This window comes from Mycobacterium kubicae (assembly GCF_015689175.1).
GTDB lineage: Bacteria > Actinomycetota > Actinomycetes > Mycobacteriales > Mycobacteriaceae > Mycobacterium > Mycobacterium kubicae.
This window is the reverse complement of the sequence record NZ_CP065047.1, coordinates 5,765,865-5,785,229: the sequence shown is the minus strand read 5'-3', so window position 1 is coordinate 5,785,229 and position 19,365 is coordinate 5,765,865. Positions and strand designations below refer to the sequence as shown.

Sequence of the window (19,365 nt, the reverse complement as noted above, 5' to 3'; positions counted from 1 at the left end):
TGCGGTCCGCATACGGATTCGATGCGGTCCGCCGATGCTACGGACGGACGGACGGACTAACGAAGAACTAACTCACCACAAGCGGATCGGTCACCTAAGCCAACGCGCACGACGCGCGAACGATTTTCACTCGAAAGGTTCGAACGATGAGCACCGAACACGGCGACCGGCTGGCGCCGGCGCCGATCGGATCCGCGTTATCCACAGGCCAGCAATGCCCGCGCTGACTTCCAAGGGGATGCAAGCGAACTGGACCGCGACCCTGGCAGCGTGTCCGGGCTGCGGCGCCGCGATCGGCGACGAGGACCAGGACGTCGAGCACCGCCCCGACTGCACCGTCGAGCCCGCCCCGCTGCTCTGCGAAGACTGCGGCGCAATCCGGCTGCCATCCGAGAAGGGCGGCAAGCCGTGGCAATACCGCCCCGACACCCGCACGTATCACTGCCCAACCCACCAGAAAGGCACGAAATGACCGACCAGCTCCCCGAATACGGACCAGGGCCCGACCTACGCGCGAACGCGTTCGTCGGCGCCTGGGACCGGATCGAAGCCGCTCAGAAACTCAAGCTCGACCACCGGAAGAAGCTCGTTGACCCGCTGCCCGAAATCTATTGGGCAACCATGCTCGAAGCCGACGTCCTGGCCCGCCTGGCGACCGCCGACGAGGATCCCGGCCGCGACGCTGGCCGCTACGTGCTCGACCGCGAGCAGCGGGCCATCAAGCGGCGCACGCGCGCGAAATCGGCGTTCGAAGAGAAGCTGCGGAAACCGCCGCGCGTGGCTGGCGAGCCGAAATCGGACATGCTTTCCGAGACGGATCCGCCGGCGAAGCTGCACCCGGACGACGAGCCCGCCGTAGGGCAGCGGGTCCGCGTCAAGCGCGGCGATTGGGTCGGCCGCACCGGCAAAGTGACCGAAGTCCGCTGCGCTTACGGCGAACCGCCGATCGCCGACGTCGCGCTCGACCTCGAAGAGTTTTCCGATACGCCCGTCGATACCAGCATCCCGACGGCCGACCTTGAAAGCGTTGAGCGATGACCGGCGAGCGCGAGCACGTCGCGATATTCAACCCGCTCGTTCTGCCGCTGCCGGCCTGGCACCCCGACGGGCCCGACGGCGCGATCGACGGGTACGTGATCCCGTTCGTCATGCCGCCCGACACTGCCGGCGGCGAACCTGATCGCGGGCACCGTCTGCGGATCTACCCGAACGACGCTGGCCCCGGCTGGCTCGCTTCGATCTGGGATGGCAAGGACTACGCAAAGAACGCCGAGCAGGCACGCGCGCTGGCCGCGGCGTGGATCCGCGCGGCCGAAGTGCTCGAAAACGTGAAGCCCGTCGTAGACGCCGAAGACGCCGAAATGATCGCGGACGCCGAGCCCCCGGACGACGACTTCCAATGTCTCGGCTGCGGCAAGCGCACCACAGTTGACACTCCGACGGGCTGGCGCTGCACCGAATGCGGCGCCAGTGACGATGCCCGATGATCGCCGTCGGTATTGACCCGTCGCTGACGTCGACCGGCGTCGCCGTCCTGGCAGACGGCAAACTCGCGCACTATGGCCGATACGGGCGAGAAGGGCACAACGGCGCCACCTACGTCACGCGATCACGCCGCGTCCGCCGAATGATCCGCGAGGTAACCGAGGCCGCGTTCACTGCCGGCACCCCGGACGTGTTCGTGATCGAAGAACACCCCTACGCCGTAGGCAACCAGGGCAACGAGTTCGACCGCGCCGCGATCTGGCACGGCATTTACGGCAACCTCGACGCGCGCGGCGTCGCCGGCGTCGTCGTGAACAACTCGACCGGGAAAGCGTGGGTTACCGGCGCCGGCCGCGCATCGAAGCGCGACATGATGGCAGCGATCGACGCTTGGTATGCCGGCCAGATCAACCCGCCGCTGTTGAAGCTGCGAATCACCGTCGACCACCCCGACGACCTGGCCGACGCGATCGGCTACGCCACCATGGGCGCGTTCAAGCTCGGCGACCCGATCCCGTTCGAGCCCAAGAAACGCCACACAACCGCGCTAGCGCTGCTGCCGTGGCCGAAGATCGCGCGGGCACGATGAAGTGCCCCTGTTGCGGCGCCTGGTCGCTGACGCCCGACGTGCGGCGAAACGGGTTCATCTGCCACGTTTACGCCGCGTTTGTGCCGGCCGAAAGGATGCCGCGATGAGCGAAGCGACGTCGGGCTGGTCGGCGGAGTGCCGCGACTGTGACTACACGATCGGGATCGACTACGGCGAACGGATCTATCCGCGATCGGAGTCGGGCGACCGCGGCGACGTCGAGTTCTGGGCCGAGCAGCACCGCCGGCGCAACCCCGGACACCGGCCGAGGGTCAGCGCGTTTACGCGGATGACGTTCGACGCTGCCGACGTGAACCCGGACGCGTTGAAGATGATCTTCGGGATCGACCGATGAATCCGCCGTGTCGCCGCTGCGGACACCTGGCCCGCTGCCTGATGTGTCTCGACGATCCCGAGCATGAGTTCCGGCACGACCCGCACTGCCGAGCTGACGCCGGCGGCGACCACCCTCCTACCAGCGAGAACAGGAACGCATAATGGTTCGCATGTCACAGGACGAACGGGTTGCTGAACTCGAAGAACTCGGCCGGCAAATCTGGGAAGTGCTGCCCGTCGAGCAGCGTGAGCGGCACCGGATCGACCCGCAGCGAATCACGAAGGGCGCGCAATGCGTCTGCACCTGTGGCGCCGCGTGCCCGTCGTGGGTCGGGCATCTGCAAGACGTCCGCGAGCACGCCGATTACTGGGCCCGCGTCGTCGCCGCCGGCCGGCACCCGATCCGCGTCCTACTCGGTGACGGACAAGCGGATCTGATGGACGCGCTGCTCGGCGCCGAAGAAATCCTCGAAGCGCTGTCAAACCGCGGCACCCGCGGCGTAGAACGCGAGTGCGACGCCGGCCGAATCGCCGACGTGCTGGCGAAGGTGCGCGCCGCCAAGCGCCGGCAACTGGCAGGATTCGAGGCCGACGCGTGAGCACCGCGATTGCGCGCGAAGACGACGCCGGCTGGTACTACCTGCTGCGCTACCCGGACGGGCTCGTCGTCCAGTGCGCCGGCGACTGGAACGTCGCGCACGAACACCTGAAACAGATTCGCGCCGAACCGCACTGGCCGAAGGGCGGGCCGGTCCCCATATTGATTGGCGCATACGGGCCGAATCGAGTCGGCGGTCCCGACGGCCGCGGCGGCGTATTCAGCTACGGTTACAGCCCCAAACTGATCGGCTCGATCGACGTCCCGCGCGAAGAATGGATCCCGGCATGAGCCGTATATGGGCCGCGCTGCCCGAGCTGAACCCGCTCGACCCGGACACACCGAACCCGCCGGCCGGCGCCTGCTGGTGGCGCCACCCGCTGATACGCAACGCCGAAGGCAACGAGCTGATAATCCGCACCGATAGCACGTCCGACAGGCAGGCGCCGCGGCTCGGATGCTGGGAGTTTTTCGACGGATCCGACGAGCAGCTGATCGCCGGCGTCGACGTGTTTCGCATTCTGGTCTGCCAAAACACCTACGGGACATCGCATATCGACGTCCTGGCGCTCGACGTCCCAACGCGCTCGCCGCGGTGGCTCAACCTCACTGAGCCCGGAGATTGGAACTTGCGGCACTGCCGGTTTGATATTTCAGCCGAAGTGTTCCGCCACTCCTGAGCCGCTGCGCGTTGCGACCGATTCGAAACAGCGAAGCAAGGGTAACCGGCGCAAATGCGAATCCTGTGGACTGTTCTCGCGGCGTTGATGATGTCGAGTTTCTGCGGCGCCGGCGTGGCCGCGGCCGACCCCGCCAACACGTACTACTGCCGGTTCTCCACCTTGGGAGGCGGGCCCTATTACGTGCAGGTCTACAACCTCAAAGTCCCAGGTAAAGGCATGTGTTCGGGCGCCGAAGTCGAATACAGCCAGAAGGACTTCCAGAACATCGACGGGCTGAAACGCCGCTGCAACCTGGACACAGATCAGCAGATCAAGCAGAAGGCCGCGCTCGTGTCGTTCTACAGCGACGGCACGCCAGCCAGCATCGCCGCCGCGCGGCTGATGTGCAGCAACGCCGGCAACCCGTTCATCGAGTAGAACTCTTTTCACGACGCGCGACAATCGCCTGCTTACGACATATGTCGTCCGACGTCTATCGTCGGTGGGGAACGCAACCGTTCACGACCAGGAGGTTTCCCCATGCCCGCACGCGACACCGACAAGGCTGACGCCGCCAAGGCCGACACCACGTTCGACAACGGCAAGCCGGACACCGGCGCCGCAGCATCCGACGTGAGCACCGCCACCGGGACGCCCGTATCCGGCCCCGCCATCACACCCCCCGCGGAGCCACAGCGCGTCATCGTCGAGCAGGCGCCGGCCGAACCCGCCGTCTACTACGGCGAAGGCGGACAGGTACCCGGAGCCGCATCCGCCACCGACCCGAACAAGCCCCACGTCAAGGCCGATTACCAGCCCTTCGAGTGGTGACCCGTCCGGGCTAGCCCGCGCTGATGGCCGGACAGCGGAACACAGCAACGCGCGACCGGCATCGCCGAGCCATCCAGCGCGGGCACCCGGACTGCGGCAGCCAGTACCACGACTGCTCACGCAAGCACCCCGACTGCGGGATCTGCGGCGAACCCATCGACTACGACCTGCCCTACCTCGACCCATGGGAATTCGTCGTCGACCACGTTGTCCCGCTCATCGCAGGCGGGGCCGACGAGCTGCACAACAAGCAGGCCGCGCACCGTCGGTATGGCCGGCCGCGCCGAGCGCGATCAGCTCGCCGAGTTCGTCGGAGCACGGCAGAACGCGGATCTTCCCGCCCTTGCCGTGGACGCGCAGCTGGTACCCGTCGAACGCTTCTGTGAGGTCCGACGTCGACACTTGGGCGACTTCGGCGCGGCGTAGGCCGAGTTCTGCGGCGAGTCTCAGCATGAGCATCACGCGCGGACCCGCGGCCATCAGCGCGGCTCGGTAGACGCGATCAGGCGCCGGCCGCGGCGTCGGCGCCGCGGGGCTGACTGTGGGTAGTTCACGCGACGGATCCGATTCGATTCGGCCGTCGGCGTGGGCCCACCCGAAGAACGACACGCAAGAGTTTCGATATCCGCGGCGAGTTTCACGCGCCCAATGTTGCTGCTTAGCAAAGAAAGCGACGAGCGACGCGCCGGTCACATTTTGCGGCGACACGCCGAGCCCGCGCGCGATCCGGCTGATGTGAGCCGAGCGGGTGGCGCGGGTGGTCGCCGGGTATCCGGCCGCGGCGAGAGTGTCCAGATAGTCGTCTAAGTGCCGAATCCAAGATTCCGGCGTCGGCATTGGTGCCGGTCCAGATTTGCGCATTTGCGCTGCGCCCCCAGTGGGTCTGAATTGCTGCCGGACTCATTGCTCGGTCCGCTCACCGACCCGACACTACGACAAAAATCCGGGCATCTGGACAGAATTCCGGACCTTTGTTAATTGCACGATTGTGATTCCGCGCCGTCGCCCGCGGCGCTTGCTGGGATGTCAGGATGCGGAAGCGAACTCGTCTGGGAACGGGCCGCGGGCCAGCTTGCGTCGCTCATCGAGGGAGGTCACGCCGCGTGCGACTCCTATACAGAAGGTTAGGGGTTCGAATCCCTTCGGGCGCGCTCTCATTCCGGCGAATTCAACGCCGCTACGTAGAACCACCGGCCCGCGCGCCGCTCGAAACGACTCCGCTCGTGCAGCACCTCGGCGCGGCCGTCGAACTCGAAGCTGGCGGTGAATTCCACTTCGCCCCGATCGTCGTCCGCGCCGCCCGCGACGGTGTCGATCACCCGCAGGCCCGTCCAGGTGATTCCGGGATCGACCACCACATCGCTGGGCCGGGTGCGCGGGTGCCAGGTGCGGAACAGGTAGTCCGCGTCAGCGCGGGCGTAGGCCGAATACCTCGAGCGCATCAACTCCTCGGCCGATGCGGCTTGCCGTTCCCCCTGGTGCAAGGGCCCGCAGCACGCGAGATAGTCGGTTCCGCTGCCGCACGGACAGTCGGGTCGCAGGTGGTGAGTCATCAGCACAAGTTTGCGGCTCTTCGGCCTCAACGCCCACCATTAACAACGCAGACGCCGACCGGCCATTTAGTATCCGTCTGGTGTTCATTGGCGAGGAGCGACGTACGCAGTCGACTGCTGCGCCGACTCGCTCCTGGGTGACCCTCGCCGTCGCGGCCGTCGTCGTGACGCTGGTCGCGCTGCAGCTTGCCGCCCACCGGGGCGGCTTCCAAGGTCCGCTGCACAGTTTGCTCAGCGACTACCTCGCGACGCCGAAATCGGCGACGGTGCCCTGGGTCGGGCTGGGTATTGCCCTGGTCGGGTGCACGAATCGGGCCCGGCTCTGGGCGCTGTCGGTGGCGGCCGGCCTGGACGTCGTCTTCGCTGCGGAACGGGTGACGCGCGGCGGTGTATTGACCTTCGGCAACGGACCCTTGATCGTGCTGACCGGCTTGTGCCTGGTGGCGTGGCGGCGTCTGGCCGGAGCCGAACGCACCACCGCCTTCCGGGCGATCGCGCTCGGTTTCCTGGTGATCATCGCCACCAAGGTCGGCGATACCTGGCTGCGCATCACCGCGACAGCTCGTCCGATGATCCTGGACGAGTACGCGCTGTTGGCCGATCATGCACTGGCACAACCGTCGTGGTTACTGGGCCGGCTCGTCGCAGCGGGCGGCCCGGTGCTGCATGCGGTGTTGCACTGGGTCTACATCGAGTTGCCCGCCGCGGCGCTGGTGGTCGCCCTCTACCAGCTGCGCAACGTCACCACCGAGGGCTGGCCGCGTCACTATCTGGTGCGAACCTTCCTGCTGCTGGGGCTGATCGGTCCGGTGATCTACCTGTTGTTCCCGGTGGTCGGCCCCGACTTCGCGTTCGGCACCGCGGGCCGGGGCTTCCAGGTCGGTGACTACTGGCCACACGCGTTGCCGCCGGTCGACCTGACACCCCGAGCGGTCATCTTCGACGACACCACCGCGCGCAACTGCATGCCGTCGATGCATACGGCCTGGGCACTGGCGGTGTTCATCCACTCCCGTGGTGCCCGGCCCTGGCTGCGTATCGCCGGCACCGTCTGGCTGATCTGCACCGTCGCAGCGACGCTCGGCTTCGGCTACCACTACGGCGTCGACCTGCTGGCCGGCGCCACACTGTGCCTGACCGCCGAGACGGTGTTACGTGAACCGGTGCGGGGCGGTACCTGGTCGCGGGTCGGGCTCGTTGCGTTCGGGGCGACGTTCTTGGCGTCGATCTTGGTGTGCTCCCGTTACCTCGCACCTGAAATTGTGCGCCATCCATGGGCTTTCGGCCTGCTGCTGATCGGCACCATGGCGGCGCTGGGTGCCGCGTTCTACGCGACGTTCTTTCCCCGGTCCATCGGCGCTGTGGTGGCGCACGGCACGCTGTCGGTGCGCAGCAGTCTGGCCGCGGCCGCCTTGGCCGGACCGGCAACGGCTCCGAACGAGGCGCCGTAGCCGCCGTCAGGCCTGCGCATCGATCATCGTCAGGGCCCGCTCGAAGAGATGCACCGTGGCCGCGTGGAGCTGATCGCCGACCGCTTTCTCGGCCTTGCCCGCACAGGCGCGGGCCAGCGTCCCCTCGATCACGATGCCGAGCTTGAAGCACGCCAGCACCGTGTACCAGGTCATGTGGGACAGGTCGCGGGTGGTGTTCTGTGCATACCGCTGCAGGAGTTCGTCGGTGCTGGCCAGCCCATCCATGCCGCCCAGGGCGTGGCTGAACACGCTGGACCCGTCGGGCTGGCGCCAGGTCGCCAACAACCAGCCCAAGTCGAGCAGTGGGTCACCGATGGTGCACATCTCCCAGTCACAGATCGCCACGACCTCGGGCCCGGTGCGGGAGAACATGACGTTGGCGGCGTGGTAGTCGCCGTGCATGATGCCGGGCGTCCAGGTCGTCGGCCGATTGGCCTCCAGCCAGGACGACACCTCGTCGATGCCGGGTATGTCGGGGCCGGGATAGCCGTCGTACTCGGAATAGGACTGCAGTTCGCCGAGCCAGCGCGGTACCTGGCGCTCCAGGAAGCCCTCCGGCTTGCCGAAGTCCGCCAGCCCGACGGCGACGTGGTCGACGGCGCCCAGTTTGGCCAGCGCGTCGGCCATCGACAGGCCCATGCCGTGCCGGACGTCGGCGTCACCGGTGTGCAGCGGCGGCAGCCCTTCACCGGCGTTGAAGCCGTCGATCGGCTCCATCAGGTAGAAGACCGCATCACCGAGCACGGCGGGGTCTTCGCACGCGGCGATCAGCGGCGGATGCGGGACGTCGGTGCCGGCCAGGGCCGCAAGCACTCGGGTTTCTCGCAGGATCACCACGTTGCTGCGCGGCCGTAGGTGGCGCGGTCCCCGGCGCAGCACATAGGGCCTGCCCGAGCGGGTGAACCTCAGCATCACGTTCTGCGTCCCGCCGGTAACCGGGCGGACGTCTTCGATGGGGCCTTCACCCAGTCCCTGTTCGGACATCCACCGCGCTACCGCATCTAGGTCCACGCGCCCGAACCTACTCCGGGGGTACGGTCTGCCCACTTAGTGCCGCGAGTGGAACCTGGGTGTCAATCCAAGCGGGCAATCTAGCGGTGCGGTTCCATTCGCGGGCCACCACTGCGATGCGGAACCTGTAGACCATCGGGGAGGAAGCTTAAGTCAGCGGCCGCAGCGGTCGGCCGCTGGAAGAATAGTTCGCGAAGCTCACTTTCGGGATGGGAAGGGACGGCGATGCCGCGTACCGATAACGACACGTGGGACATCACGCAGAGCGTGGGGTCGACCGCTCTGGGTGTCGCGGCGGCGCGTGCCGCGGAAACCGAAAGCGACAATCCGCTCATCAACGACCCGTTCGCCCGGGTGTTCGTGGAAGCGGCGGGCGCGGGCATGTGGAGCATCTACGCCGACCCCGAGCTCATGGCCAAGGCGGCCGAGATCGATCCCCAGGTGCGGGCCCGGGCGCAACTCTTGATCGACTTCATGGCCACCCGCACGGCGTTCTTCGACGAATTCTTCCTCGGCGCGGCAGACGCCGGTGTTCGGCAGGTGGTCATTTTGGCCTCCGGTCTGGACGCGCGCGCCTGGCGGCTGCCGTGGCCCGACGGGACGGTGGTCTACGAACTGGACCAACCCAAGGTGCTGGAGTTCAAGAATTCCACCTTGCAGCAGCACGGCGCGACTCCGACGGCCCGGCTGGTCAACATCGCGGTCGACTTGCGCCAGGACTGGCCGAAAGCGTTGCAGGATGCGGGTTTCGATCCGACGCAGCCGGCGGCCTGGTCGGCCGAGGGGCTGGTCCGGTATCTGCCCGCGCAAGCGCAGGACCTGTTGTTCGAGCGGATTGTCGCCCTGAGCGCGCCGGGCAGCTGGTTGGCGTCCAACGTGCCGGCCGAAGGTTTCATCGACCCCGACCGAGTGCAGCGTCAGCGCGAGGAAATGCAGCGCATGCGCGCCGTGGCCGCCCAGCTGGTGGATTCGGATATGCCTGCGGTGGAGGACCTTTGGTACGCCGAAGCGCGCACCGCCTTGCCCGAGTGGCTGGGCGAGCAGGGCTGGGACGTTTCGGCGGTGGACTTTCCGGGACTCATGGCGCGCTACCACCGGCAAGTGCCTGCCGGAAACGAAGACTCGATGCCGCCAACGCTTTTCGTGTCCGCGCGACGGCCCCGGCCTTAAGCCCGCCGCGGCACCAGACGCTCAGCTCGACGGCTCGAGGCTTTCCACGTCCTTCTTGATCGCTGCGATGGCGTCTACCGGCGTCAGGTTCTGTCCGTCGCTGTTCTGTCCGAGTTGGGGCCAGCCGGCGCCGTCGGGGCCGCGCAGTTGGTCCCAGATGTCGCGGACCTTGGTCAGCAGTTCGGCTTGCTCGTCGTCGGTGAGCGCCATCAACCATCCTCCGTTCGTAGCGATGCCGCAGGCCGCGGCGAATTGTTGCGGTGTCAGCCCGTCCGCCGAGTTCATGTCGCACCGACCGAACGGCGGACACCCTTGCGGCAGGTTGGGGCTATAACCCTGGCCGTCGGTGTACTGATGGGCGACCTGACCGGGGAGATTCGGATTCGAGCCGTAGCCCGCGGCGATGACGCGCAACCCCGGCGGCCGCACCCGCCACATATTGAAGAAGTCATAAGCGTTGGCATAACCGATGATTCGCGCGGCCGAGCCGGCGTAATCGGCCAATCGCCAGTACAGCTGGTTGATCCAGCTCGACCCGTCACCGGGCGGGTTGCCCCCGGATTCCACGTCGAGCATCAGCGCCACCCGTGGGTGTAAACCGCCTGCCGCGTCGATCATCGAACACACGGTGTCGGCGTTGGCCGACCAGTTCGGCCGGACGTAGGTGTACACGATTCCGAACGTCAACCGGCCGCTGTCCAAGGCGGCGCGCATCCACCGGTAATTAGAGGCGAAGTTGTGGTCCCGGTAAGTGCCATCGCTCACCCGAATCGAGAGCACCTGGTAAGGGTAGGAGTCATCCACCGGCACTTGATATTCGGAGACGTCAGCGAACAAAGTGTCGGGCACGTCAGCTCAATCCTCCTCCCTCGCAATGCTTGTCGAGCCATGTTACCGACGGCGTCTGACGAGTACTGTCACCGTATGGCAGATCGACCCGCCCGAGTCGCCGACGTGCATCGACTGGCCGCGTCGATGCCCCACGTCAAGCGAATAGAGGGCCCGAAGGGAAACGCGATCTATCAGGTGGGCGGCAAGTCCTTCGTCTTCTTCCGCACCCCACAACCCGACGCGACAGACCCCGTATCCGGGGAACGCTATCCCGACGTCATCATGATCTGGGTGGAGTCCGAAAGCGACAAGTTGGCACTGGTGCAGGATCCGGCGTCGCCGTTTTTCACCACGCCGCGCTTCGATGGCCATCCCTCGGTGCTGGTGCGCGAAAGTCGGTTGGGCGAGCTGCAAGTCAGCGAGCTGGCCGAGCTCATCCAGGACGCGTGGCTGTCGCGCGCCTCGCAGCGGCGCGCCGCCGCATGGCTTGCTGAACGCCATTCATAGCCGGGGCACAACAACCTACTACAAACGGTCGCAATTGCCGTTTGTCCAATGTTTAGACATAGGTACAACGGGTATCTCCGCAGCTACGGGCTAATTGAACACGACGGAGGTCACCATGGTGCGCGGTCGCGGAATCCTCGGTGCGATTGTTCTGGTATGGCTGCTTATCGGCGTAATCGCAGCGTGGCAGCGCGACTACTTCAAAGGGCAGGAAACTAGTTGTGCCTCAGCGGGAACCGTTGCGGTCACCGTCATCGCAGGGCCCCTGAACTACCTGGGCGTCAATCCCAAAGTAAAGGACTGCCATATACCGCAGCCCAGTGCATCGCAAATTGACCGTATCCCCTCAATGTAAAGGAGACCGCCGTGATTGTCCTCGGTGCAATCTTACTCATCCTCGGATTTGTCTTCGGAATCCATTTATTAACCGTTCTCGGTGTCGTTTTGCTCGTCATCGGTGCGGTGATGTGGGCGCTGGGCTCAATGGGCCGCCCGGTAGCAGGCCGGCGTTACTGGTACTAAGCGCCCACCCCGTCGAGTCGCGTGACCGCTGAGCGGTCGCGCGGCTCGCTGTTTCACAGGCTTCGCATAGGAATGGCATAGCACCACCTCAGCCCTGGTGCGGATACTAGAACCTGTGGCGGCTCCCAAGACTCCAGCTGAACGAGTGGTGATGTGCCGCGCCGACGGTGAACCGGTTTCGGTGCTGGTGGTGGACGACGAACCCGTTCTCGCCGAGATGGTCTCGATGGCGTTGCGGTACGAAGGCTGGAATATCGCCACCGCCGGTGACGGTGCCGCGGCCATCGCAGCGGCACGTACCCAACGTCCCGATGTCGTCGTCTTGGACGTCATGTTGCCCGACATGAGTGGGCTCGACGTGCTGCAGAAGTTGCGAAAAGAAAATCCGCGCCTGCCCGTCTTGCTGCTGACCGCGAAAGACGCGGTCGAAGACCGTATCGCCGGATTGACCGCTGGCGGCGACGATTACGTCACCAAACCCTTCAGCCTCGAAGAAGTGGTGCTGCGTCTGCGCGCACTGTTGCGGCGCACCGGTGTGACGACCGTCGACAGCGGCGCTCAACTGGTGGTCGGCGACCTGGTGCTCGACGAAGACAGCCACGAGGTGACCCGCGCCGGGGAACCGATCTCGTTGACCTCCACCGAATTCGAGCTGTTGCGTTTCATGATGCGCAACTCCAAGCGGGTGCTCAGTAAGGCGCAGATCCTCGACCGCGTGTGGAGCTACGATTTCGGCGGTCGATCCAACATCGTCGAGCTCTACATCTCCTACCTGCGCAAAAAGATCGACAACGGACGCGAACCAATGATCCACACGCTGCGCGGCGCAGGCTATGTCCTCAAGCCGGCGCGCTAGGGCGCGGCGAGTCTGGTCGCTGCGGCTGCGGCTGCTGGTCGGGCAGGTCGTAGTGCTTGCCATCGTCTGTCTGGGCATTACGGCGGTCACGGAATTGGCGTTGCGTCACCATCTGGTGGCCCAGCTCGACGGTCAACTCAGCGGAACCTCCTACCGCTCGGCACTGCTTTATCCCGACCAGCCGCGCCGGCACGAATCGCGTTTCCCGCGAACGGGTCCCGGGCCCAGGTTCTTGGACGCACCGGGCCAGCCGGCAGGCATGGTGGCTGCAGTGGTCAGCAACGGCAAGACGGTCGACGCGGGGTACCTGACCAGCAGCGGTTCCCGTGCCGCGTTGACGCCCGCCGCGCAGGCCCAGCTCGAACAGATCGCCGACAGCCGCAGCCCGGTGACCATGAATCTCGATGGCCTGGGCCGCTATCGGGTCGTCGCAGCACCCAGCCGAAACCGCGCCGACGTGATCGTCACCGGCCTGTCGATGTCCAACATCGACGCCACCATGTTCCGGACGTTGATCATCTTCGGCATCGTGACCGTCATCGCCCTGGCTGCCGCCACCACCGCCGGGCTGCTGATCATCAGACAAGCGCTGGCACCGTTGCGGCGAGTCGCGCAAACCGCGACCAAGGTGGTCGACCTGCCGTTGGACCGAGGTGAAGTCGAACTCCCGGTCCGGGTTTCGGAGTCAGACGCCAACCCGTATACCGAAGTCGGACAACTCGGTTCGGCGGTGAACCGGATGCTGGACCACATCGCTGCGGCGCTGTCCACCCGGCAAGCCAGCGAGACTCGGGTGCGCCAATTCGTCGCTGACGCCAGCCACGAGTTGCGCACGCCGCTCGCGGCGATCCGCGGCTACACCGAACTCGCGCAACGGATGGGCAAAGACGGCAGCGATGCCCAAGCCGTCGAACATGCGATGGGCCGGGTCGCCTCGGAGACCGAACGCATCACCCGGCTGGTCGAGGACCTACTGCTGTTGGCGCGACTGGATTCCGGCCGGCCCCTGGAACGTGAACCGGTAGACCTGTCGCGGCTGGCCGTCGACGCCGTCAGCGACGCGCACGTGGCCGGACCGGATCACCAATGGGAGCTGGACCTGCCCCCGGAGCCCGTCGTGGTCACCGGAGACGCCGCACGGCTGCATCAGGTGGTCACCAACCTGCTCGCCAATGCACGCGTCCACACCGGCGCCGGCACCGTCGTCACGACGCGTCTCACCACCGAACCGACCGAGACGGTCCTGCAGGTGATCGACAACGGCCCCGGCATTCCGGCCGAACTGCAGTCGGAGGTGTTCGAGCGGTTCGCCCGCGGAGATACCTCACGCTCCCGCAAGGGTGGCAGCACTGGACTGGGATTGGCCATCGTCTCCGCCGTCGTCAAGGCTCACAACGGCACGATCACGGTCAGCAGCGCTCCCGGACATACCGAGTTCGCGGTGCGGTTGCCGCTGAACGGATGGCAACCGCCCGCATCCTCGCAGAGTTAGCTAGGAACAGGTGACGTCGATCTCGAAGGGCTTGTTCACCGGCTGCGTCGGGTTAGCCATGTCCAAGCCCGTCGCCGTGCCGGAGATCTTGTAGCTATTGCCATTCTTGGTCGCCTCAGCCTTGCCCTGGCCGGTGCCCGAGGTATATCCGAGCGACACACCACTGACGTTGCCCAGCGCCACCGACTTCACTTCGGGGGGGTTGCCGTCGGAGAGCACCGCGCCGATGCCGGTCGCGGAGCCGCCGATCGCAATGTTCACGGTCCCACCTACCGTCTGGCAGACCACCGAACCGGTGACGTGCTGGTCTTGGCCGTCGATGAGGACCTTGGGACCCGAGGCGCCGCCGCCCCAGCCCGATCCTGACGTGGCGCTCACGCTCGAGCTGCTGCTACCGCCGGTCGAGGACTTGTCCCCCGAACAGCCCGAGAGTCCAGCGGCCAGAATGGCCGCCCCAGCTACCGCGATCGTCAGTCCACGCTTCACCTGTTCTCCTTTGCCCGTTGTAGCGGCCCATCCGCATTGAGGACCGCCACGGCATTATGCGGGTTAACTGGACGCGATATCTAGGGACCGAGGAGAAGTCCTTTCGAGTTCATCAGCTCGTCGCCGGAGCGCATCGTTTCGCGCCGGTCGGATTGATGGCAATGTATTGCCGGTGAACCCCAAGCCTCCCAGCGCGGTCATCGAATCGGCGCACGCCGCGCACTCGCTACCGTTCCACGACACAAGGGATTTCGACGACGCCGATCGGGGGTTCGTCGCCGCGCAGTCGCCCTGCGTGATCAGAGCGGCCGACGGCCGCGTGGTGTGGGACAACGACGCATACGCCTTTCTGAACGGGCCCGCGCCCGCGTCGGTGCATCCCAGCCTGTGGCGACAATCGACGCTGGCTGCCAAGCAGGGCCTGTACGAGGTGGTGCCCAGCATCTATCAAGTGCGCGGGTTCGACATCTCCAACATCAGCTTCGTCGAAGGCGAAACCGGCATCATCGTCATCGACCCGTTGGTGTCCACCGAGGTGGCGGCCGCGGCCCTGGCGTTGTACCGCACGCACCGGGGCGGTGACCGGCCCGTCGTCGCGGTGATCTACACCCACAGCCACGTCGACCATTTCGGCGGCGTGCTGGGCGTGACGAGCCAAGCCGACGTCGACGCCGGGAAGGTTGCCGTGCTGGCGCCGGAAGGCTTCACCGCACACGCCGTGCAGGAGAACGTGTATGCGGGCCCGGCGATGCTGCGTCGCGCGACCTATATGTACGGCTCGTTGTTGCCCCGCGGTCCGCAGGAGCAGGTCGGCTGTGGGCTTGGCCAGATCCCGTCGTCGGGGGAAGTAGCCATCATCGTGCCCACGATCGACATCCGCGAGACGGGTGAAACCCACACGATCGACGGTGTCGAGATCGAGTTCCAGATGGCGCCCGGCACCGAGGCCCCTGCCGAAATGCACTTCTACTTCCCGCAATTGCGCGCACTGTGCATGGCCGAGAACGCCACTCACAACCTGCACAATCTGCTGACGCTGCGCGGGGCTCTGGTCCGTGACCCGCGTGCTTGGGCAGGTTATCTCACCGAGGCGATCGATACCTTCGCCGACCGCGCCGAGGTGGTGTTCGCCTCGCATCACTGGCCGACCTGGGGTCAGGAGCGCATCGTCGAATTCCTGTCCCTGCAGCGCGATCTGTATGCGTACCTGCATGACCAGACGCTGCGCCTGCTCAACCAAGGTCACACCGGTGTCGAGATCGCTGAAATGTTCCAGCTGCCACCGGCATTGGACCAGGCCTGGCATGCTCGCGGCTACTACGGATCGGTCAGCCACAACGTGAAAGCGGTCTACCAGCGCTACATGGGCTGGTTCGACGGCAACCCCGGCCGGTTGTGGCCGCACCCGCCCGAGGCACTGGCACCCCGCTACGTCGAAGCCATCGGTGGAATCGACCGGGTGGTCGAGCTGGCGCAAACCGCCTTCGACGCTGGTGACTTTCGCTGGGCCGCAACGCTGCTCGATCATGCCGTCTTCACCGACGCCGACCACGCTGCCGCCCGCGCCCTGTACGCCGACACCTTGGAACAGCTGGGCTACGGTGCCGAGAACGGCCCGTGGCGGAATTTCTTCATGAGCGGCGCACGCGAATTGCGCGAAGGCAACTTCGGCACCGCCGGCCAGGTGAGTTCACCGACACTGCTTTCCCAGCTGACACCGGAGCAGGTCTTCGACGGTCTCGCCATCCGCATCAACGGACCGCGCAGCTGGGACTTGGCTCTGAGTATCGACGTGACGTTCGACGACCTGGCCACCAACTACCGGCTGACGTTGCGCAATGGCGTGCTGGTGCATCGCAAAGCCGCCGCCGAGCCGGCCACGGCGACGGTAACGGTCAAACTGGCCACTAAGTTTCGGCTGCTGCTGGTGGCGATCGGTGACTTCGATTCGCCGGGCCTGCAGATCACCGGTGACCAGTCGGCGCTGCAGTCGTTGCTTGGTGTGCTGGATCAGCCGGACGCCGATTTCGATATCGTCACGCCGTAGTCGTCGCGGCCACTTGGCCCAGGATCAAGTCACGTCAATGACGACCTTGCCCAGCACCTTGCGTTCGGCCACCTGGCGCAGCGCCGCGGCGGTTTCCGCCAGTGGGAACCGTGCACCGATGTAGGGCCGAATCTTGCCCGCGGTGAACATCTCGGAAAGCTCGGCGATGTCCCGCGCCGCCGCGCTGGGGTGGTCGGTGGTAAAGGTGCGAATCTCCATGCCGCGCACCGTGATGCCTTTGAGCAGCACCAGATTCAGTGGAATCGCCGGGATGGTGCCGGCAGCATAACCCAGGGTGACGAACACTCCGCCGCGCGCCAGTGCCCGTAGCGCCGGCTCGGAATACCGACCACCGACGGGGTCGAGCACCACGCGGGCGCCGTCGCCGGTCAGTTCGCGAATGCGGATCTTGAGGTCTTCACGCTCATAGTCGACGGTGGCCTGTGCGCCGCGCTGGCGGCACAACTCCAGCTTTTCCTGGCTCGACGCGGCGGCCAGCACCCGCGCTCCCATGGCCACCGCCAAGTCGACGGCGGCCAGCCCGACCCCGCCGGCGGCGCCGAGCACGACCACCCAATCTCCTTCGGCCACTTGGGCGACCGAACGCAGCGCGTGATACGCGGTGCGATAGGTGACACCGAACGCCGCCGCCGACGCGAAGTCGACGTCGTCGGGGGCAAGCCCCGCCGACGCCGCATCCAGCAGGGCGCACTCGGCGAATGCTCCCATGGTGGGACCGAACACCCGCTGCCCGGGACGCAGCGGCGAGTCGGGCCCGGCGCCGATGACCTCACCGGCGATCTCGTTCCCCGGAACGAACGGCGGCGGAATCCGGATCTGGTATTTCCCGGCGATGAAGAGCACGTCGGGGAAGTTCACCGCCGCCGCGTGCACCCGAACCAGCACCTGGCCCGGGCCGGCAACAGGTTCGGCAACCTCGGTGAGCACCAGGTCTTCCGGTGGACCGTAGGCACGGCAAACGATGGCGCGCATCAACTGAAACCCAACCCGCGCAGGCAAAATCGCGCCACATGCTCGATGTCGGCAGGTCCGGGCCGGTCCGCTGATCCCAGGTAGCGGCGCATCATGGCCGATGTGCAGCCGAAGACGGCCTCGACGTCCCGATCCACGTCGGTGCTGCCCAGCGCGCCGACTGGGGCTACCAACAGGTTTCGCAGCGGCCGCATCATCTCCTGGTCTGCGGCGTGCCAACTGGCGCCGTAGGACATCTGACCTGCCGCCGCCCGGCTCATGCTGCTCAACTGCGGGTCGGCCACCTGAGCCAGCGTGCCTTCGATCCAGCGCGCGATCTTGTCTTGAGGCCGCGACTCTTTGGCCATCTGATGTTCCAGGTAGGAGACGACGATGCTGACCCCGCGTTCCATCACCGCCAGGATGAGATCGTCCTTGCCCGCGAAGTACCGGTAGAACGCCTTGTTGGACGATCCGGCCTCGGTGACGATGTCGCTGACCCGAGGCGGGTCGGGCGCCACTCGCTCCATCACCCGCACCGCCGCGGCCAGGATGCGCTCCACTTCCTCGGTGGCCTCGCGTTGCCGCTCGTCGAGGGCCCGCTCGACCGCCGCGACGACCCTGCTGGTCATGGTGAATCGGGCAGGGAAGGAACCGACGTGACGAGGTCGCCGTATTTTGCGCGGGCGGCTTCTTGGCGAACGCTCAACAATTCGCTGGGCAGTTCCGGGTCTTCGGCGTCGTAGTTCTTCAGCAGCATTTTGGCGAGGTTCACCTTGTGCGCTTCGGTCGGCCCGTCGGCCAACCCCAGCGCCACACCGCCCAGTAGCACATTGACCAACGGCAGCTGATCGGTGGTGCCCAGCGCGCCATGTACCTGAATAGCGCGCAGCCCGATGGATTTGAGCACCTGCGATGCGAGGATTTTGCAGGCGGCGATCTCGGTGCGCGCGGCGTGCTCACCGACGGTGTCGATCAGCCACGCGGCGTGCAGCACCGCCAGCCGAAACGGCATGAGTTCGGTGTAGGAGTCGGCGATGAATTGCTGCACCAACTGCTTGTCGGCTAACGCACTGCCTTGGGTGAAGCGGCTTTTCGCCCGTCGCGACATCATCTCGACCGCACGGTGAGCCACTCCGATCGATCGCATGGCGTGGTGTAGTCGTCCGCCGGCCAGCCGCGTTTGCAGGATGAGGAAGCCTTGGCCCGGCTCACCCAGCAGCGCATCCGGACCGACCCGCACCCCGTCGTAACGCACCACGGAGTGGCCCGGCTCATGCGGCAGGGCGCCGACCAGGTGGTGGTTGGCTTCGACGGTCAAACCCTCGGCGTCGGCGGGAACCAAGAAGGTCGAGGCGCCGTGGTGCACCGCCACGTCGGGATTGGTGATGGCGACCACGATGAAGAACGACGCCACAGCGGCGTTGGAGGAGAAGAACTTTCGGCCGGTGATCACCCAGCCGTCCCCATCACGGACGGCGCGCGTGGTGAACACCCGCGGATCGGCGCCGCCTTGCGGCTCGGTCATCGAGAAACAGGAGAAGATCTCCCCGGACAGCAACCCCTGCAGATATCGGTCTTTCTGCTCTTGGGTGCCGAACCGGGCGAGGACTTCGGCATTGCCGGTGTCGGGTGCCTGCGTCCCGAAAATAATTGGGGCCCAGGGGCTGCGGCCGAGAATTTCGTTGATCAGCGTCAACTTGACCGCGCCGAAACCCTGCCCGCCGAGTTCGGCGCCCAGATGCGGCGCCCACAACCCCTGGTCGCGTACCTGCTGCTTGAGCGGGTCGACGATGCGGCGACGTTCGTCGTTGAGCGGCAGGAATTCGCAGCCAGGGAACAGCACTTCGAGCGGTTCCACCTCTTCGCGGACGAATTCGCGGATCCAGTCCAGTTTCTTTTCGAACTCGGGTTCGGTGGAGAAGTCCCATGCCATCGATTACTC

At 66.0% G+C, this 19,365-nt stretch carries 26 protein-coding genes; 18 read left to right on the top strand and 8 right to left on the bottom strand.

Going from position 1 to position 19,365, the window contains the following annotated elements; all coding sequences use genetic code 11:
* Positions 1-214 precede the first annotated feature (214 nt).
* From I2456_RS27190 to I2456_RS27145, 10 genes are all read left to right on the top strand, one after another.
* Positions 215-472: a hypothetical protein gene (locus tag I2456_RS27190; RefSeq protein ID WP_085074932.1), complete on the top strand. Its 258-nt coding sequence runs from the start codon at positions 215-217 to the stop codon at positions 470-472.
* Positions 469-1,038 carry a hypothetical protein gene (locus tag I2456_RS27185; RefSeq protein ID WP_174814210.1) on the top strand — a complete coding sequence of 190 codons (570 nt, stop codon included), beginning with the start codon at positions 469-471 and terminating at the stop codon, positions 1,036-1,038. The genes I2456_RS27190 and I2456_RS27185 overlap by 4 nt, the downstream gene beginning before the upstream one ends.
* Positions 1,035-1,487 carry a hypothetical protein gene (locus I2456_RS27180; protein ID WP_085074933.1) on the top strand — a complete coding sequence of 151 codons (453 nt, stop codon included), beginning with the start codon at positions 1,035-1,037 and terminating at the stop codon, positions 1,485-1,487. The genes I2456_RS27185 and I2456_RS27180 overlap by 4 nt, the downstream gene beginning before the upstream one ends.
* Positions 1,484-2,074, top strand: coding sequence for a hypothetical protein (locus tag I2456_RS27175; protein ID WP_085074934.1), 591 nt, complete (start codon positions 1,484-1,486; stop codon positions 2,072-2,074). The genes I2456_RS27180 and I2456_RS27175 overlap by 4 nt, the downstream gene beginning before the upstream one ends.
* 103 nt (positions 2,075-2,177) lie before the next feature.
* Complete coding sequence (locus I2456_RS27170; RefSeq protein WP_085074935.1) at positions 2,178-2,429, top strand: hypothetical protein; 252 nt, start codon at positions 2,178-2,180, stop codon at positions 2,427-2,429.
* Positions 2,430-2,580: 151 nt separating this feature from the next.
* The gene (locus I2456_RS27165; protein ID WP_139823251.1) at positions 2,581-3,009 is read left to right on the top strand and encodes a hypothetical protein; all 429 of its coding nucleotides are present in this window, start codon (positions 2,581-2,583) and stop codon (positions 3,007-3,009) included.
* Complete coding sequence (locus I2456_RS27160; protein ID WP_174814211.1) at positions 3,006-3,299, top strand: hypothetical protein; 294 nt, start codon at positions 3,006-3,008, stop codon at positions 3,297-3,299. Before I2456_RS27165 ends, I2456_RS27160 begins: the two co-directional genes overlap by 4 nt.
* On the top strand, positions 3,284-3,688 hold the full coding sequence (locus tag I2456_RS27155; RefSeq protein WP_085074937.1) for a hypothetical protein: 405 nt from the start codon (positions 3,284-3,286) through the stop codon (positions 3,686-3,688). Before I2456_RS27160 ends, I2456_RS27155 begins: the two co-directional genes overlap by 16 nt.
* Before the next feature lie 54 nt (positions 3,689-3,742).
* On the top strand, positions 3,743-4,108 hold the full coding sequence (locus I2456_RS27150) for a hypothetical protein (RefSeq protein ID WP_085074938.1): 366 nt from the start codon (positions 3,743-3,745) through the stop codon (positions 4,106-4,108).
* A 102-nt stretch (positions 4,109-4,210) separates the two neighbouring features.
* The gene (locus tag I2456_RS27145) at positions 4,211-4,501 is read left to right on the top strand and encodes a hypothetical protein (RefSeq protein WP_085074939.1); all 291 of its coding nucleotides are present in this window, start codon (positions 4,211-4,213) and stop codon (positions 4,499-4,501) included.
* 216 nt (positions 4,502-4,717) lie between these two features.
* On the opposite strand, the gene I2456_RS28825 is transcribed toward I2456_RS27145, so the two are convergent.
* Positions 4,718-5,110, bottom strand: a complete 393-nt coding sequence (locus I2456_RS28825; protein ID WP_241008043.1) for a site-specific integrase — start codon at positions 5,108-5,110, stop codon at positions 4,718-4,720.
* Positions 5,111-5,655: 545 nt separating this feature from the next.
* On the bottom strand, positions 5,656-6,054 hold the full coding sequence (locus I2456_RS27135; RefSeq protein ID WP_085074957.1) for a YchJ family protein: 399 nt from the start codon (positions 6,052-6,054) through the stop codon (positions 5,656-5,658).
* 80 nt (positions 6,055-6,134) lie between these two features.
* Between I2456_RS27135 and I2456_RS27130 the strand changes: the two genes are divergently transcribed.
* Positions 6,135-7,505, top strand: a complete 1,371-nt coding sequence (locus I2456_RS27130; protein ID WP_371869942.1) for a phosphatase PAP2 family protein — start codon at positions 6,135-6,137, stop codon at positions 7,503-7,505.
* A 6-nt stretch (positions 7,506-7,511) separates the two neighbouring features.
* Here I2456_RS27130 and I2456_RS27125 read toward each other — a convergent pair whose 3' ends face one another.
* Positions 7,512-8,510, bottom strand: coding sequence for a phosphotransferase family protein (locus tag I2456_RS27125; RefSeq protein ID WP_085074941.1), 999 nt, complete (start codon positions 8,508-8,510; stop codon positions 7,512-7,514).
* A 252-nt stretch (positions 8,511-8,762) separates the two neighbouring features.
* On the opposite strand from I2456_RS27125, the gene I2456_RS27120 reads away from it, so the two are divergent.
* A complete protein-coding gene (locus tag I2456_RS27120; protein WP_085074942.1) occupies positions 8,763-9,707 on the top strand; it encodes a class I SAM-dependent methyltransferase in 945 nt (314 codons plus the stop codon).
* Positions 9,708-9,728: 21 nt separating this feature from the next.
* Here the strand turns inward: I2456_RS27120 and I2456_RS27115 are convergent, their stop codons facing one another.
* On the bottom strand, positions 9,729-10,556 hold the full coding sequence (locus tag I2456_RS27115; RefSeq protein WP_085074943.1) for a glycoside hydrolase family 25 domain-containing protein: 828 nt from the start codon (positions 10,554-10,556) through the stop codon (positions 9,729-9,731).
* A 75-nt stretch (positions 10,557-10,631) separates the two neighbouring features.
* On the opposite strand from I2456_RS27115, the gene I2456_RS27110 reads away from it, so the two are divergent.
* From I2456_RS27110 to I2456_RS27090, 5 genes are all read left to right on the top strand, one after another.
* Positions 10,632-11,045, top strand: coding sequence for an MmcQ/YjbR family DNA-binding protein (locus tag I2456_RS27110; RefSeq protein ID WP_068157729.1), 414 nt, complete (start codon positions 10,632-10,634; stop codon positions 11,043-11,045).
* A 115-nt stretch (positions 11,046-11,160) separates the two neighbouring features.
* Positions 11,161-11,400, top strand: coding sequence for a hypothetical protein (locus I2456_RS27105; RefSeq protein ID WP_082952400.1), 240 nt, complete (start codon positions 11,161-11,163; stop codon positions 11,398-11,400).
* Positions 11,401-11,411: 11 nt separating this feature from the next.
* Positions 11,412-11,567, top strand: a complete 156-nt coding sequence (locus I2456_RS27100; protein WP_165605636.1) for a DUF6131 family protein — start codon at positions 11,412-11,414, stop codon at positions 11,565-11,567.
* 151 nt (positions 11,568-11,718) lie between these two features.
* Positions 11,719-12,423 (top strand): two-component system response regulator TcrX, encoded by a 705-nt coding sequence (tcrX, locus tag I2456_RS27095; RefSeq protein ID WP_067408978.1) that lies wholly within the window; start codon positions 11,719-11,721, stop codon positions 12,421-12,423.
* Complete coding sequence (locus tag I2456_RS27090) at positions 12,401-13,915, top strand: sensor histidine kinase (RefSeq protein ID WP_068034186.1); 1,515 nt, start codon at positions 12,401-12,403, stop codon at positions 13,913-13,915. Before tcrX ends, I2456_RS27090 begins: the two co-directional genes overlap by 23 nt.
* On the opposite strand, the gene I2456_RS27085 is transcribed toward I2456_RS27090, so the two are convergent.
* Positions 13,916-14,401 carry a lipoprotein LpqH gene (locus I2456_RS27085; protein ID WP_085074944.1) on the bottom strand — a complete coding sequence of 162 codons (486 nt, stop codon included), beginning with the start codon at positions 14,399-14,401 and terminating at the stop codon, positions 13,916-13,918.
* A 166-nt stretch (positions 14,402-14,567) separates the two neighbouring features.
* Here I2456_RS27085 and I2456_RS27080 point away from each other — a divergent pair, with 166 nt between their 5' ends.
* Positions 14,568-16,448 carry an alkyl/aryl-sulfatase gene (locus I2456_RS27080; RefSeq protein WP_085074945.1) on the top strand — a complete coding sequence of 627 codons (1,881 nt, stop codon included), beginning with the start codon at positions 14,568-14,570 and terminating at the stop codon, positions 16,446-16,448.
* A 24-nt stretch (positions 16,449-16,472) separates the two neighbouring features.
* Here I2456_RS27080 and I2456_RS27075 read toward each other — a convergent pair whose 3' ends face one another.
* Genes I2456_RS27075 through I2456_RS27065 form a run of 3 tightly spaced genes read right to left on the bottom strand, consistent with a single transcriptional unit; the run spans position 16,473 to position 19,356 of the window.
* Positions 16,473-17,441, bottom strand: a complete 969-nt coding sequence (locus tag I2456_RS27075) for an NADPH:quinone oxidoreductase family protein (RefSeq protein WP_085074946.1) — start codon at positions 17,439-17,441, stop codon at positions 16,473-16,475.
* A complete protein-coding gene (locus tag I2456_RS27070) occupies positions 17,441-18,052 on the bottom strand; it encodes a TetR/AcrR family transcriptional regulator (RefSeq protein WP_085074947.1) in 612 nt (203 codons plus the stop codon). The genes I2456_RS27075 and I2456_RS27070 overlap by 1 nt, the downstream gene beginning before the upstream one ends.
* On the bottom strand, positions 18,049-19,356 hold the full coding sequence (locus tag I2456_RS27065; protein ID WP_085074948.1) for an acyl-CoA dehydrogenase family protein: 1,308 nt from the start codon (positions 19,354-19,356) through the stop codon (positions 18,049-18,051). The genes I2456_RS27070 and I2456_RS27065 overlap by 4 nt, the downstream gene beginning before the upstream one ends.
* Positions 19,357-19,365 lie beyond the last annotated feature (9 nt).

Coding starts and splice junctions, on each gene's coding strand:
- I2456_RS27105 (WP_082952400.1), top strand. CDS start 11,161: ATGGTGCGCGGTCGCGGAATCCTCGGTGCGATTGTTCTGGTATGGCTG.
- I2456_RS27155 (WP_085074937.1), top strand. CDS start 3,284: ATGGATCCCGGCATGAGCCGTATATGGGCCGCGCTGCCCGAGCTGAAC.
- I2456_RS27175 (WP_085074934.1), top strand. CDS start 1,484: ATGATCGCCGTCGGTATTGACCCGTCGCTGACGTCGACCGGCGTCGCC.
- I2456_RS27180 (WP_085074933.1), top strand. CDS start 1,035: ATGACCGGCGAGCGCGAGCACGTCGCGATATTCAACCCGCTCGTTCTG.
- I2456_RS27125 (WP_085074941.1), bottom strand. CDS start 8,510: ATGTCCGAACAGGGACTGGGTGAAGGCCCCATCGAAGACGTCCGCCCG.
- I2456_RS27070 (WP_085074947.1), bottom strand. CDS start 18,052: ATGACCAGCAGGGTCGTCGCGGCGGTCGAGCGGGCCCTCGACGAGCGG.
- I2456_RS27150 (WP_085074938.1), top strand. CDS start 3,743: ATGCGAATCCTGTGGACTGTTCTCGCGGCGTTGATGATGTCGAGTTTC.
- I2456_RS27170 (WP_085074935.1), top strand. CDS start 2,178: ATGAGCGAAGCGACGTCGGGCTGGTCGGCGGAGTGCCGCGACTGTGAC.
- I2456_RS27120 (WP_085074942.1), top strand. CDS start 8,763: ATGCCGCGTACCGATAACGACACGTGGGACATCACGCAGAGCGTGGGG.
- I2456_RS27090 (WP_068034186.1), top strand. CDS start 12,401: ATGTCCTCAAGCCGGCGCGCTAGGGCGCGGCGAGTCTGGTCGCTGCGG.
- I2456_RS27075 (WP_085074946.1), bottom strand. CDS start 17,441: ATGCGCGCCATCGTTTGCCGTGCCTACGGTCCACCGGAAGACCTGGTG.
- tcrX (WP_067408978.1), top strand. CDS start 11,719: ATGTGCCGCGCCGACGGTGAACCGGTTTCGGTGCTGGTGGTGGACGAC.
- I2456_RS27110 (WP_068157729.1), top strand. CDS start 10,632: ATGGCAGATCGACCCGCCCGAGTCGCCGACGTGCATCGACTGGCCGCG.
- I2456_RS27145 (WP_085074939.1), top strand. CDS start 4,211: ATGCCCGCACGCGACACCGACAAGGCTGACGCCGCCAAGGCCGACACC.
- I2456_RS27165 (WP_139823251.1), top strand. CDS start 2,581: ATGTCACAGGACGAACGGGTTGCTGAACTCGAAGAACTCGGCCGGCAA.
- I2456_RS27135 (WP_085074957.1), bottom strand. CDS start 6,054: ATGACTCACCACCTGCGACCCGACTGTCCGTGCGGCAGCGGAACCGAC.
- I2456_RS27190 (WP_085074932.1), top strand. CDS start 215: ATGCCCGCGCTGACTTCCAAGGGGATGCAAGCGAACTGGACCGCGACC.
- I2456_RS27065 (WP_085074948.1), bottom strand. CDS start 19,356: ATGGCATGGGACTTCTCCACCGAACCCGAGTTCGAAAAGAAACTGGAC.
- I2456_RS27185 (WP_174814210.1), top strand. CDS start 469: ATGACCGACCAGCTCCCCGAATACGGACCAGGGCCCGACCTACGCGCG.